This is a genomic window from Enterobacter sp. MGH120 (assembly GCF_001037725.1).
GTDB classification, from domain to species: domain Bacteria; phylum Pseudomonadota; class Gammaproteobacteria; order Enterobacterales; family Enterobacteriaceae; genus Enterobacter; species Enterobacter hormaechei_C.
This window is the reverse complement of record NZ_KQ089940.1, coordinates 3,360,246-3,374,592: the sequence shown is the minus strand read 5'-3', so window position 1 is coordinate 3,374,592 and position 14,347 is coordinate 3,360,246. Positions and strand designations below refer to the sequence as shown.

Annotated in this window: 11 protein-coding genes; 2 read left to right on the top strand and 9 right to left on the bottom strand. The window is 54.8% G+C overall.

All coding sequences use genetic code 11. The features are described 5' to 3' along the window. Positions 1 to 45: 45 nt before the first annotated feature. The 4 genes from SK54_RS15835 to pncB all read right to left on the bottom strand — a co-directional run bounded on the left by SK54_RS15835 (position 46) and on the right by pncB (position 5,857). Entirely contained in the window at positions 46 to 1,236 is a 1,191-nt protein-coding gene (locus SK54_RS15835) for an amino acid aminotransferase (RefSeq protein ID WP_017384820.1), read from the bottom strand. Between the two features lie 184 nt (positions 1,237 to 1,420). Further along, the gene (gene ompF / locus SK54_RS15830; protein WP_015570956.1) at positions 1,421 to 2,479 is read right to left on the bottom strand and encodes a porin OmpF; all 1,059 of its coding nucleotides are present in this window, start codon (positions 2,477 to 2,479) and stop codon (positions 1,421 to 1,423) included. A 606-nt stretch (positions 2,480 to 3,085) separates the two neighbouring features. Beyond that, entirely contained in the window at positions 3,086 to 4,486 is a 1,401-nt protein-coding gene (asnS, locus tag SK54_RS15825; protein WP_015570955.1) for an asparagine--tRNA ligase, read from the bottom strand. A 168-nt stretch (positions 4,487 to 4,654) separates the two neighbouring features. Further along, entirely contained in the window at positions 4,655 to 5,857 is a 1,203-nt protein-coding gene (pncB, locus tag SK54_RS15820; protein ID WP_015570954.1) for a nicotinate phosphoribosyltransferase, read from the bottom strand. A 254-nt stretch (positions 5,858 to 6,111) separates the two neighbouring features. Here pncB and pepN point away from each other — a divergent pair, with 254 nt between their 5' ends. Continuing rightward, positions 6,112 to 8,724: an aminopeptidase N gene (gene pepN / locus SK54_RS15815; protein ID WP_048247581.1), complete on the top strand. Its 2,613-nt coding sequence runs from the start codon at positions 6,112 to 6,114 to the stop codon at positions 8,722 to 8,724. A 100-nt stretch (positions 8,725 to 8,824) separates the two neighbouring features. On the opposite strand, the gene ssuB is transcribed toward pepN, so the two are convergent. The 5 genes from ssuB to ssuE are packed head-to-tail and all read right to left on the bottom strand — an operon-like array spanning position 8,825 to position 13,065. Beyond that, entirely contained in the window at positions 8,825 to 9,595 is a 771-nt protein-coding gene (gene ssuB, locus SK54_RS15810) for an aliphatic sulfonates ABC transporter ATP-binding protein (RefSeq protein WP_015570909.1), read from the bottom strand. Next, positions 9,592 to 10,383 (bottom strand): aliphatic sulfonate ABC transporter permease SsuC, encoded by a 792-nt coding sequence (ssuC, locus tag SK54_RS15805; RefSeq protein WP_048247580.1) that lies wholly within the window; start codon positions 10,381 to 10,383, stop codon positions 9,592 to 9,594. Before ssuC ends, ssuB begins: the two co-directional genes overlap by 4 nt. Before the next feature lie 9 nt (positions 10,384 to 10,392). Next, complete coding sequence (ssuD, locus tag SK54_RS15800; protein WP_048247577.1) at positions 10,393 to 11,538, bottom strand: FMNH2-dependent alkanesulfonate monooxygenase; 1,146 nt, start codon at positions 11,536 to 11,538, stop codon at positions 10,393 to 10,395. Next, positions 11,535 to 12,497 carry a sulfonate ABC transporter substrate-binding protein gene (locus SK54_RS15795; RefSeq protein ID WP_023303399.1) on the bottom strand — a complete coding sequence of 321 codons (963 nt, stop codon included), beginning with the start codon at positions 12,495 to 12,497 and terminating at the stop codon, positions 11,535 to 11,537. Before SK54_RS15795 ends, ssuD begins: the two co-directional genes overlap by 4 nt. After that, the gene (ssuE, locus tag SK54_RS15790) at positions 12,490 to 13,065 is read right to left on the bottom strand and encodes an NADPH-dependent FMN reductase (protein ID WP_003858180.1); all 576 of its coding nucleotides are present in this window, start codon (positions 13,063 to 13,065) and stop codon (positions 12,490 to 12,492) included. Before ssuE ends, SK54_RS15795 begins: the two co-directional genes overlap by 8 nt. A 249-nt stretch (positions 13,066 to 13,314) precedes the next feature. On the opposite strand from ssuE, the gene pyrD reads away from it, so the two are divergent. Next, complete coding sequence (gene pyrD / locus SK54_RS15785) at positions 13,315 to 14,325, top strand: quinone-dependent dihydroorotate dehydrogenase (RefSeq protein ID WP_023299739.1); 1,011 nt, start codon at positions 13,315 to 13,317, stop codon at positions 14,323 to 14,325. Positions 14,326 to 14,347 lie beyond the last annotated feature (22 nt).

The following is a 14,347-nucleotide window of genomic DNA, read 5'->3' as shown; positions in this document are numbered from 1 at the left end:
AAATAAAAAAGCCTGCGCGATGCAGGCTTTTTTTATGGGTGCAGGTTACAGCACCGCGACAATGGCTTCGCACAGCGGCGCCATGTTGTCAGGCGTCATACCTGCAACGTTCACGCGGCCAGAGGCAACGGCATACACGCCAAACTCTTCACGCAGGCGCAGCACCTGCTCTTTGGTCAGGCCGCTGAAGGAGAACATGCCGTTCTGCTTGATGATGAAGCTGAAGTCACGGTCAGCGCCTTTCTCAGCCAGCGTGTTCACAAACAGCAGACGCATGCGCTGAATGCGCTGACGCATATCGTTCAGCTCTTGTTCCCAGATTGCGCGCAGCGCATCGTTGCTCAGGATCGTCGCGACCACAGACGCACCGTGTGCCGGTGGGTTAGAGTAGTTAGCGCGGATCACGGACTTCATCTGGCTGAATGCGCGATCGACGGTTGCTTCGTCAGCAGCCACCAGCGTACAGGCGCCGACACGCTCGTTATACAGACCAAAGTTCTTGGAATAGGAGCTTGCGACAATCAGCTCCTGATGCACGGCGGCGAATGCGCGCAGACCTTCTGCATCTTCTTCCAGACCACGGGCAAAGCCCTGGTAAGCGAAGTCGAACAGCGGCAGCCAGCCTTTTTCAACGGACAGCTTAGCCAGCTGTTCCCACTGCTCAAGCGTAGGATCGATACCGGTTGGGTTATGGCAGCAGCCGTGGAACAGCACCACATCGCCCGCCTGGGCTTCGCTCAGGCTGGCCAGTAGACCGTCGAAATCCAGCGCGTGGTTTGCCGCGTCGTAGTAGGCGTATTCACGCACTTCCAGACCCGCAGAATTAAAAACGCTCTTGTGGTTCGGCCAGCTTGGATTGCTTACCCACACACGCTTCACAGAGGTGTTTTTCGCCAGGAAATCTGCCGCCACGCGCAGTGCGCCGGTACCGCCTGGGGTCTGCGCCGTGCGGGCGCGTTTTTCGCTCACAATGGTGCTGCCTTTGCCGAACAGCAGCTCCTGGGTGCAGCGACCAAATTCAGGGATACCATCAATACCGAGGTAGTTTTTGGTGGTTTCGTTTTCCAGCAGATACTGCTCAGCTTTTTTGACGCTGGTCAGTACCGGAGTTTTGCCGGTTTCATCTTTATATACACCAATACCCAGGTTGATTTTGCCAGGGCGGTCGTCGGCACGAAACAGATCGGCCAGGCCCAGAATTGGGTCGGCAGGAGCGGCAGTAATGTTCTCAAACATGACGAAGTTCCATTGTGATTACAGAAGTGAAATCCGCTATCAGGTTAACGGTAGATTTACAAAATGCCAACCGTTTGCGACGAAAAGCGTGCGGCTTTTCAAAAGTCGCTATTATTTTCTCTCAGGAATAAAAAAACAGGGCCGAAGCCCTGTTCATTAAGCATATAACAACGAGGTGTGCTGATTAGAACTGGTAAACCAGACCCAGAGCCACGATGTCGTCGTTGTTGATGCCCAGCTTGTTGTCATCTTTCAGCTGGTTGATCTGATAGTCAACATAGGTAGACATGTTTTTGTTGAAGTAGTATGTCGCACCAACGTCGATGTAGTTGATGTAGTCTTCGTCACCGATACCTTCTACGTCTTTCGCTTTAGATTTGTAGTAAGCGATGGATGGACGCAGACCGAAATCGAACTGGTACTGAGCGACGACAGAGAAGTCCTGAGACTTGTTAGCGAAACCACGGCTGCCCAGACGCGCTGCGTTACGCATTTCGCCATAAATAGCTGCCAGGTAGATGTTGTTCGCGTCATATTTCAGGCCGGTTGCCCACTGCTCAGCTTTGTCGCCTTTACCCCAATCCAGCGTCTGCTGGTTGTTGGTACGGTCAGCTGCACCATAAGCACCCACAATGCCGAAACCGTCGAAATCATAGCTCAGAGAGGTTGCCCAGCCGTCACCGTTGGAACGTACTGCGTCATCACGTTCATTTTTGCCCAGGTACTGAACACCAAAGTTCAGACCGTCAACCAGGCCGAAGAAGTTGCTGTTACGGTAAGTCGCCAGACCACCCGTACGGCCTGCGAAGAAGTTATCGCTCGCGCCGGTGTCGCCGCCGAACTCAGGCAGCATATCGGTGATGCCGATTGCGTCATAGACCAGACCGTAGTTACGACCGTAGTCGAAGGAGCCTGCGTCACCAAATTTCAGACCTGCGAATGCCAGACGGGTTTTGTTGCCGTTCTGTGCATCGCCACCTTCAGAGTTGTTACCCTGGAAGTTGTATTCCCACTGACCGTAGCCAGTCAGCTGATCGTTGATCTGAGTTTCACCTTTGAAGCCCAGACGCGCGTAAGTGTTGTCGCCATCGTTGCCCGCGTAATCAGAGAAGTAATGCAGGCCAACTGCTTTCCCGTAAAGATCTAATTTGTTGCCGTCTTTGTTATAGATTTCAGCAGCGTTTGCTGCACCGGCTACCAGCAGGGCAGGGACTACCACTGCCAGGATATTGCGCTTCATCATTATTTATTACCCTCATTGGTTTTTTTATGACACTCGCCACTGCCGCCAATAAATTCTGTCAATAAATATTTCCGGAACTATTGATGAGAGTTAGGTGTCTTTATGTGTCTGACAGGCATCTTTCCATTCATAGAACCGTTTCGCTACACTGAAAGTGCTACAATCTTCAAGATTCAGTTACCAAAAGAAAATATGTGTAACTAAATATGTATTTTTGGGAACTTTGTGAAGCACCTCAAATTTCAGTGCCGCCTGGCGAATTAAACATCCGCTTTATTCTTATATATATGATTTCCTTATATTTAATTTAGCTAAAGGCCTTTCGTATAAACAGAAGTTAAACGGCTCATTTTTTCTTATGATCGACAAAAGCCATCCAGATGGCTGTGAAATTGGTTGTTTTTTATGCTAATGCGTAAGAATTGTTTTAAGCGCAATAAGAATGGGGTTATTTTTTTGTCTCAGGATATTTCGTGGAAACAAAACGTAACAGGTAGAGGTAATAGCGGGGTTGTGGTTTAAAGACGCTTACTTCTGACTGACGAAAACTGACATTGCAGGATAAAATAATGGCCAGCATTTGCTGGCCATTAATGATTTGGTCGGTTAGAAACTTGCGTTACGCGGTGTGCGTGGGAACGGAATCACATCACGTACGTTCTGAACACCTGTTACGTAAGCAATCAGACGTTCGAAGCCCAGGCCAAAGCCGGAGTGTGGAACGGTGCCGTAGCGACGGAGATCGCGATACCAGCTGTAGTCCGCCGGGTTAAGGCCCATCTCCTGCATACGCGCGTCCAGCACATCCAGGCGCTCTTCACGCTGGGAGCCACCGATGATCTCACCAATGCCCGGCGCCAGGACATCCATCGCGGCAACGGTTTTACCGTCTTCGTTAAGGCGCATATAGAACGCCTTAATGTCTTTCGGATAGTTTTTCACCACAACCGGTGCTTTAAAGTGCTTCTCTGCCAGATAACGTTCGTGCTCGGAGGAGAGATCCACGCCCCAGTAAACCGGGTTTTCGAATTTCTCACCGCATTTTTCCAGGATTGCGACCGCGTCGGTGTAATCCACCTGCGCGAAGTCTGCGGAGACGAAGCGCTCAAGACGGGCGATGGCGTCGTTATCGACACGCTCAGCGAAGAATTTCATGTCGTCTGCGCGCTCTTCGAGAACGGCTTTAAACACGTATTTCAGCATCGCTTCTGCCAGGGCTGCCGCGTCATTCAGATCGGCAAAGGCCACTTCCGGCTCCAGCATCCAGAATTCCGCCAGGTGACGGCTGGTGTTGGAGTTTTCCGCACGGAAGGTTGGGCCGAAGGTATAGATCTTAGACAGCGCACAGGCGTAGGTTTCACCGTTGAGCTGGCCGGAAACCGTCAGGAAGGCTTCTTTACCAAAGAAGTCTTTGTCGTAATCGACTTTACCTTCCGGCGTACGCGGCAGGTTTTCCATATCCAGCGTTGAAACGCGGAACATTTCACCTGCGCCTTCGGTATCGGAAGCCGTGATCAGCGGAGTAGAAACCCAGAAGTAACCTTGCTCGTCAAAGAAGCGATGCAGCGCCTGCGCCAGCGTATGACGCACGCGGGCAACCGCACCAATCAGGTTGGTGCGCGGACGCAGGTGCGCGACTTCACGCAGATATTCGATGCTGTGACGCTTCGCAGCCATCGGGTAGGTGTCCGGATCTTCAACCCAGCCGGTCACTTCCACCGAGGTCGCCTGAATTTCGTAGCTCTGACCCTGGCCCGGAGAGGCCACCACAACACCGGTGACGATCACGGAACAGCCGGTTGTCAGGTGCAGAACGTCATCATTGTAATTGGGCAGAGAATTATTAATGACGGCCTGTACAGGATCAAAGCAGGAACCGTCATAGACGGCGAGGAAGGAGATGCCAGCTTTAGAATCTCGGCGAGTACGCACCCATCCGCGCACGGTGACCTCCTGGTCAACGGCGACACGGCCCTGGAGTACGTCGGCTACAGGCACAACGCTCATAATATTCTCTCTGTTAATAGTCGGAAAAAATAAACACTTGTCCGCCCTTATAGGGGGGATATCTATGTTACCTGCCATCCGCTATCAGACAAGTAAATTTCACCGTCTTAAGAGAAGAAATAAGAAATTAATAAGAGAAGGGGAGCCATGAAGGCTCCCCCGAAGCCGTTAGCTGGCTTTTTTAACCTGAGGCAGATCGAAGGCTTTACGTAATGCGCGGACAAACGCTTTGTCATGGCAGATGGTTTTGCCCGGACTGTCGGAGAGCTTCGCGACCGGCTTACCGTTACATTCCACCAGTTTTATGACGATGTTCAGCGGTTTCACCTGAGGAATATCACAGGTTAACCGCGTACCAATCCCGAAACTCAGGTTCACCCGCGATGAGAAATGGCGATAAAGGTCGACGGCTTTCGCCAGGTCAAGGTTATCGGAGAAGACCAGCACCTTACTCATGGGGTCGATGCCCAGTTTTTCGTAATGGGCGATGGCTTTCTCACCCCATTCAACCGGGTCCCCGGAATCATGGCGCAAACCCTGGTAGCGTTCGGCAAACTCAGGGCCAAAGTCGCGCAGGAACGCGTCCATGGTAATGCAGTCGGTAAGGGCAATACCCAGCCGATCGGGGTATTCCTCAAGCCACGCGGCGAGGGCGGCTCGCTGGCTGTTGGCAAGGTCAGGGCTGATCTGCTGGTGCGCCTGGAACCATTCGTGCGCCTGGGTGCCCATCGGCGTTAAATCAAGGCGACGTGCCAGATCGTAGTTACTGGTGCCAACGAACCACGGCTCCTGTTGCAGACGTCTGACAATGGCTTCCTGAACCTCGCGAGAGAAGCGGCGGCGCGTGCCAAAGTCCATCAGACGGAATCGGGACATATCCAGCCCTTCGGTCAGTCTGGAAAACTCAACGAGTTTATTCTCCAGAGCGGCAACCGCCTGCGTCACACCGGTTTCAGGGGAGCGATAGCGGTGGGCCAGCTCGCTGATCACGGCCAGAAGCGGCACTTCCCACATGATCACCTCGCGCCACGGGCCGGTCAGACGAATGTCCAGCTTGCCGTTATCATTGGTGACGGTGACCTGTTCCGGGTTATAGCGGAACTCACGCAGCCAGTTCAGATAATCCGCTTTAAAGAAAGGCAGGCCTGAAAGCCACTGATATTCGTCATCGGTGAGCGCCAGATGCTGCATGGCCTCGACCTGTTCACGAATGGAATCTGCGTAGATACCCAGCAAGTCGTCACCCCGGCAGCGAAATTCCGCCGCAACATGGACATCATGATAGTGGTGAAACACGGCTTGCTGCATATGCAGCTTGTACGCGTCGGTATCCAGCAACGTATGCAGAACCGGAGAAGCGAATTGAGTCATAGGTGCGCTGTAGCATCCTCTCACGGGAGCGTTTAGTACAATAAACAACTCCGGAGTATACCCTGTTTAGTGATTTATTGAACCCCGATCACAACATAAGCACACTTTATGGTCGAGAGCATTTCGTGCCCCGTGTTATAAAAATGTAGCTAAAAAGGGCGTTGTGCCTGAAAAGATGAACATTCTGCATAGCGCGTTTTACACAACAGGAATATATTGAATCGTTACTCGACAAACGATGCATAAGGTTTTCTATGACACAACAGCCACAAGCTAAATACCGCCACGACTATCGTGCGCCGGAATACCTGATAAGCGATATCGATCTGACTTTCGAGCTGGATGCCACAAAAACCGTGGTGACGGCGGTAAGCCAGGTGACGCGCCAGAGCGCGACAGCCGTGCCGCTGCGTCTGGATGGTGAAGACCTGACGCTGGTTTCCCTGCATATTAACGATGAAGCCTGGTCAGACTATAAAGAAGAAGGCAACCAGCTGGTCATCGACAACCTGCCGGAACGCTTTACCCTGCGCATCGTGAATGAAATTAGCCCTGCCGCCAATACCGCGCTGGAAGGACTTTACCAGTCAGGCGTAGCCCTGTGTACCCAGTGTGAAGCCGAAGGTTTCCGCCACATTACCTGGTATCTGGATCGCCCGGACGTCCTGGCGCGCTTTACCACCAAAATTATTGCCGACAAAACGCTGTACCCGTACCTGCTTTCCAACGGCAACCGGATTGGTGAAGGGGAACTGGAGAATGGCCGTCACTGGGTACAGTGGCAGGATCCGTTCCCGAAACCCTGCTATCTGTTTGCGCTGGTGGCGGGAGATTTCGATGTCCTGCGCGACACCTTTAAAACGCGCTCTGGCCGTGAAGTCGCGCTGGAGCTGTTCGTGGACCGTGGCAACCTTGACCGCGCACCGTGGGCAATGACCTCCCTCATCAACTCCATGAAGTGGGATGAAACGCGCTTTGGCCTCGAATATGACCTCGACATCTATATGATCGTTGCGGTCGATTTCTTCAACATGGGCGCGATGGAGAATAAAGGTCTTAACATCTTTAACTCTAAATACGTGCTGGCGCGTACCGATACCGCCACGGATAAAGATTACCTCGATATCGAACGCGTTATCGGCCACGAATATTTCCATAACTGGACCGGGAACCGCGTCACCTGTCGCGACTGGTTCCAGCTGAGCCTGAAAGAGGGCTTAACCGTCTTCCGCGATCAGGAGTTCAGCTCCGATCTGGGATCGCGGGCGGTGAACCGCATCAACAACGTGCGCACCATGCGTGGTCTGCAATTTGCAGAAGATGCCAGCCCAATGGCCCATCCGATCCGCCCGGATAAAGTCATTGAGATGAATAACTTCTACACCCTGACGGTGTATGAAAAAGGCGCTGAAATTATCCGTATGATCCACACCCTGCTGGGCGAAGAGAATTTCCAGAAAGGGATGCAGCTCTACTTCGAACGCCACGACGGCAGTGCGGCCACCTGCGACGATTTTGTTCAGGCGATGGAAGACGCCTCTAACGTCGATCTGTCTCATTTCCGCCGCTGGTACAGCCAGGCCGGTACGCCGATCGTGACGGTCAAAGACGACTACAACCCGGAAACCGAGCAGTACACGCTGACCATCAGCCAGCGCACGCCGCCAACGGCCGAGCAGGAAGAGAAACATCCGCTGCACATTCCGTTCAGCGTTGAGCTGTACGACAACGAAGGCAACGTGATCCCGTTACAGAAGGGCGGCCACCCGGTGCATAACGTGCTGAACGTGACTCAGGCAGAGCAGACCTTTATCTTCGATAACGTCTATTTCCAGCCTGTTCCTGCCCTGCTGTGCGAATTCTCCGCGCCGGTGAAACTCGAATATAAGTGGAGCGATCAGCAGCTGACGTTCCTGATGCGTCACGCGCGCAACGATTTCTCGCGCTGGGATGCGGCACAAAGCCTGCTGGCGACCTACATCAAGCTGAACGTCAACCGTTACCAGCAGGGCCAGCCGCTGACGCTGCCGGTTCATGTGGCAGACGCGTTCCGTGCCATCCTGCTGGATGAGGACATTGACCCGGCGCTGGCGGCTGAAATTTTGACGCTGCCGTCTGCGACTGAAATCGCCGAGCTGTTTGACATCATCGACCCGATTGCCATCGTCGCCGTGCGTGAAGCGCTGACCCGCACGCTGGCGACCGAACTGGCAGATGAGTTCCTCGCCATTTACAACGCCAACAAGCTGGACGCGTATCGGGTGGAACATGCGGATATCGGTAAACGTTCCCTGCGCAATACCTGCCTGCGCTATCTGGCGTTTGGTGAGGCAGAGCTGGCGAACACGCTGGTCAGCAAGCAGTACCACGAAGCCGATAACATGACGGATGCCCTGGCCGCGCTGGCCGCAAGCGTTGCCGCCGAGCTACCGTGCCGCGATGCGCTGATGCAGGAGTACGACGACAAGTGGCATCAGGATGGTCTGGTGATGGACAAGTGGTTCATCCTTCAGGCCACCAGCCCGGCAGCCGATGTACTCAGCAAAGTACGCAGCCTGCTGAAGCACCGTTCGTTCACCATGAGCAACCCGAACCGCGTCCGCTCTCTGATTGGTGCCTTCGCCAGCAGCAACCCGGCCGCGTTCCATGCCGAAGACGGCAGCGGTTATCAGTTCATGGTTGAAATGCTGACCGAGCTGAACAGCCGTAACCCGCAGGTGGCGTCTCGTCTGATTGAGCCGCTGATCCGCCTGAAACGTTACGATGCGCAGCGTCAGGCGAAAATGCGCGCCGCGCTTGAGCAGCTGAAAGCGCTGGAAAATCTGTCTGGCGATCTGTACGAGAAGATTGCTAAGGCGCTGGCCTGATGTAAAAAAGCCCGGTGGCGCTACGCTTACCGGGCCTACGTGGGGTCGCGGGGCATCGGTTTTCTCCCTCTCCCTGTGGGAGAGGGCCGGGGTGAGGGCATCAGGCATTAGCCTTTATCCGCTGAATCTCCGCTTCCCCACGTTTCATCACCCGATCCAGTACTTCGGCTTCCAGCTCCGCCAGTCTGGCCGATCCCACGCGGCGAGGACGTGGAATATCTACCGTCAGATCCAGACCAATTTTGCCCTCTTCTATTAACAGCACTCTGTCTGCCATTGCCACGGCTTCACTGACATCATGCGTCACCAGCAGTACCGTAAAGCCGTGCGTCTGCCAGAGGGTTTCAATCAGATCCTGCATCTCGATCCGCGTCAGGGCATCAAGCGCGCCGAGCGGTTCATCGAGCAGCAACAGGCCGGGACGGTGAATCAGCGCGCGTGCCAGCGCTACGCGCTGCTTTTGTCCACCCGACAGGGCCGCAGGCCACTCTCCCGCGCGATTCTCCAGCCCTACCGCAGCGAGTGCCTGCCGGGCGTCCTCCCGCCAGCTGCCCTTCAGGCCCAGCCCGACGTTATCCATCACCGTTTTCCACGGCAGCAGACGCGCGTCCTGAAACATCATGCGCGTATCATCCTGAATCGTGGCCAGCGGCGTAGTGCCTGCCAGAATGTCACCGCTGTTTGGCGCTTCCAGCCCGGCTAAAAGACGCAGCAGGGTACTCTTGCCGCCACCGCTGCGGCCGACAACGGCCACAAACTGTCCGGCAGGAATATGCAGATCCAGTGCATTCAGAATGGTGTTGTCGCCGTAGCGTTTGGTCACGCCGTTCAGCAGTAACGGTGTTCCCTGGTTCAGTCGTGCAGTATTCATGCTTTCGCCTCCTGAGGGGTGTAGGCCGGGTTCCAGCGCAGCCAGCTACGTTCCAGCCACTGGGCGCTGACGTCCGCAAGTTTGCCGAGCAGGGCATAAAGGATAATGGCAACCACCACCACGTCCGTTTGCAGGAACTCGCGGGCGTTCATCGCCAGATAACCAATGCCGGAGTTAGCCGAAATGGTTTCCGCCACGATCAGGGTTAGCCACATCAGGCCGAGCGCAAAACGCACCCCAACCATAATGGAGGGCAGGGCGCCCGGCAGGATCACATGGGTAAACAGGGCAAAACCTGACAGGCCATAGCTGCGGGCCATCTCCACCAGACCGCGATCGATATTACGGATCCCATGCCAGGTATTGATATAAATCGGGAATAACGTTCCCAGCGCCACGAGGAAAATTTTGGCGCTCTCATCAATGCCAAACCACAGGATAACCAGCGGAATAAGCGCCAGATGCGGCACGTTGCGCAGCATCTGAACGGAGGTATCCAGTAGCCGCTCACCCCAGCGTGACAGGCCGCTGATCAGCCCCAGCGTCAGGCCGATGCTTCCGCCAATCGAAAAGCCAATTACCGCGCGCCAGGAGCTGATGGCAAGATGTTGCCACAGCTCACCGCTGGCGCTTAGCGACCAGAACGCTTCCACAACGCCCTCCGGAGAGGGCAAAATGCGGCTCGACAGCCAGCCAGTTGAAGACGCCAGTTGCCAGACGAGGACAATGCCGACGGGCAGAAACCACGGCGCGGCGCGCAGCAGCCATTTTTGTGCGGTTGCAGACATGGTGGCTCCTTAGCTTTGCGCGACTTTTCTCGGGATAAACGCGTTCGCCACGGCTTCGCCCTGCAACTGAAGCTGACGTAGCTGCGGAATTTCCGGGATAGCGACATCCAGATGCGGGAACAGCAGTTCACCCACCTTGTACGCCTCCTCCAGATGTGGGTAGCCAGACAGGATAAAGCTGTCGATCCCCAGCGCCGCGTATTCATTAATGCGTGCCGCTACGGTTGGACCGTCGCCGACCAGTGCCGTGCCGGCGCCGCCGCGCACCAGACCTACCCCGGCCCACAGGTTCGGGCTGATCTCAAGATTTTCACGCTTGCCGTTGTGCAGGGAAGCCATCCGATGCTGGCCCACGGAGTCGGTTTTGGCAAACGCCGCCTGTGCTTTAGCGATAGTGTCGTCGTCCAGATGAGCGATCAGACGGTCGGCGGCTTGCCAGGCCTCGTCGTTGGTTTCGCGTACGATCACGTGCAGGCGAATGCCGAAGCGTACCGTACGGCCATGTTCTGCGGCTTTAGCGCGTACCTGAGCAATTTTCTCTTTCACCAGCTCCGGTGGCTCGCCCCAGGTCAGATAGAGATCGACCTGCTCAGCCGCCAGCTCCTGCGCCACGTCCGACGATCCGCCGAAATAGAGGGGAGGGCGCGGCTGCTGTACCGGCGGGAAGTAGAGCTGTGCATCGCGAACGTGGATATGTTTCCCTTCGAAGGTGACGGTTTCCCCTTCCAGCAGACGTCGCCAGACGCGGGTGAACTCTGCGGAGGCTTCATAGCGCTCGGTATGATCGAGAAAGACGCCATCGCCCGCCAGCTCCTGCGGATCGCTGCCCGTCACCAGGTTGAACAGCGCACGGCCGTTGGAAAGCCTGTCCAGCGTTGCCGCCTGACGCGCCGCGACGGTGGGCGACACCACGCTCGGGCGCAAGGCTACCAGGAATTTCAGACGCTGGGTGACGGGGATCATTGACGCGGCAACCAGCCACGCATCCTCACACGAGCGGCCCGTCGGGATCAGTACCCCGGTAAAACCGATGCGGTCTGCCGCCTGGGCGATCTGCTGTAGATAGCCGTGATCGACCGGGCGGGCGCCTTCTTCTGTGCCAAGATAGTGTCCATCACCGTGGGTGGGTAAAAACCAGAAAAGATTCAGACTCATGATTTTTTTCCTTCAATGCCAGCGGGTTGCCAGATGCGTTCGCGAATATTCACCTGCTTTGGAACCAGGCGGTTTTGATAAAAGAGGTCTGCCGTTTGCTGCTGGAGAGCGGCAACGTGGGCGTCAACCGGTGCTATGGTGGTGGGAGGACGGTGGTCAAGATAAGTGGCGATCACCGGTTCAGGCAGGCCCATGGTTTTTGCCAGCAGCGTGATGCTCTGCTGACGCTGGCTTTGGGTCAGCGCATCGGCCTGAGAGAAGGTATCCAGCACCTGCTGAATAAATGCGCCATTTTTCTCAGCGTAAGGACGTGCCGCCAGGTAGAACGAACCGGTCTGCTTCAGGGTGGTGCCGTCTTTCAGCACCCGCACACCGCCCTGCAACAGTGCGGCGGAGTAGTACGGATCCCAGATAGCCCAGGCATCAACATTTTTTTGCTGAAACGCCGCGCGCGCATCGGCAGGCGTCAGGTAAACGGGCTGGATATCGGTGAATTTAAGGCCGGCCTCCTGCAACGCGCGCAGCAGCAGGTTGTGTGAGCTTGAACCTTTCTGGAAAGCAACCTTATGGCCTTTGAGGTCGGCGACGCTTTTGATCTCGCTGTTTTCCGGCACCAAAATAACCTCTGCCTTCGGCTTGGCGGGCTCAACGCCAACGTAAACCAGATCCGCCCCGGCAGCCTGCGCAAAGATTGGCGGGATATCGCCGGTGCTACCTAAATCAATACTCCCGACGTTCAGCGCCTCCAGCATCTGTGGTCCGGCAGGGAACTCGACCCATGAGAATTTGGTCTCCGGGAAACGCTTCTCAAGCAACGCATGGCTTTTCGCCAACACCATGCTGACGCTGCCTTTCTGATAACCGATACGCAGGCTCTCCGGCGCTTTCTCCGCCGCCTGAGCCAGCGACGCCACTGCCAGCAGACCTGCCAGCCCGATACGGGTAACTGTTTTAAACATGCGCCACTCCTTGTGATTGATGAAATGCTGCCGCGTGGCGATCCCGACGGTTCAGGGCGTGCCAGAAGGTTTCGAGTGCACTGTCGAGGCGGGTTTGCAGATTCGGCGTGAAATGGGGTTTATGCTGGTAGTCGATTACCTGTGAGTCGTCAGCGAAGACGCCATGCAGGATCTCCTGCGCTTTCAGCGCGTTCAGAACCGGCTTGAGGGCATAATCCACCGCCAGTAAATGAGCTACCGTACCGCCTGTGGCCAGCGGCAGGACGACCTTACCGTCCAGCGCGCGTTCGGGCAGCAGATCGAGCAGCGTTTTCAGTGCGCCGGAAAAAGAGGCTTTATAAATCGGTGTCGCGACGACCAGCCCGTCAGCACTCTTAAGTTGTTCGATCAGAGTTTTCAGCGCCGGGCTGTCGAAACGGGCGTAGAGCAGATCTTCAGGCGCGAAATTGTGCAAATTCCAGTGACACACTTCGACATCCAGAGCATTAAGCTTTTCGCGAGCGTATTCCAGCAGTGCGCTGGAGCGAGAGGGGAAGCGGGGGCTTCCGGCCAGGGTAATGACGCGCATGGTTGCTCCTTATAACTAATTGTTTGCTTTTATCTAACATTCATAACAATTTTCAGGAGTGTGACATTGCGTGGTTATTCCACTAAATGATTTATCCTCAGGATGAATGCAGAAAAATGCATAAGAAGCGAACCGATAAGTAAACGATTGCGTTTTACGTGGCTTTTTTTGCCACAGGTCAATTCCCTTTCCGGGCGGAATCGCACATAATCCCCTCCCGGTTTGCACACCGGGAATCCAGGAGAGTTCATGTACTACCCCTTCGTTCGTAAAGCCCTTTTCCAGCTCGATCCTGAGCGCGCTCATGAATTTACATTTCAGCAGTTACGCCGTATTACAGGAACGCCTCTGGCCGCGCTGGTGCGTCAAAACGTGCCGGAAAAACCAGTTCAGTGCATGGGCCTGACTTTCAAAAATCCACTGGGCCTGGCGGCCGGTCTGGACAAAAATGGCGAATGCATTGATGCACTCGGTGCGATGGGCTTTGGCTCGATCGAAATCGGGACGGTGACGCCGCGTCCGCAGCCGGGAAATGACAAGCCACGTCTGTTTCGCCTGGTTGAAGCCGAGGGGCTGATCAACCGCATGGGCTTTAATAACCTTGGCGTCGATCATCTGGTTGAGAACGTTAAGAAAGCCCATTTTGATGGCGTGCTGGGTATTAATATTGGCAAAAATAAAGACACGCCGGTCGAGCAGGGTAAAGATGACTATCTGATTTGTATGGAAAAAGTCTATGCCTATGCCGGTTATATTGCGGTGAATATATCTTCGCCTAACACCCCAGGGCTGCGTTCATTACAATATGGCGAAGCGCTCGACGATCTTCTTGGCGCCATTAAAAATAAACAAACGGCGCTACAGGCGATCCACCATAAATATGTTCCGGTCGCGGTTAAGATCGCCCCGGATCTTTCGGCAGAAGAATTGATCCAGGTTGCTGACAGTTTAGTTCGCCATAATATTGATGGTGTGATTGCAACCAATACAACACTCGATCGCTCTCTCGTTCAGGGAATGAAAAACTGTGACGAAGCGGGTGGATTAAGTGGCCGTCCGGTACAATTAAAAAGCACCGAAATTATTCGCGCACTCTCCGCAGAATTAAAAGGTCAGCTGCCGATTATTGGCGTGGGTGGCATTGACTCTGTCATCGCTGCACGTGAGAAGATGGCGGCAGGTGCATCGCTGGTGCAAATTTATTCCGGCTTTATTTTTAAAGGGCCGCCGCTGATTAAAGAAATCGTCACGCATATCTAATCTTTTCTCTTAATCAGACAAC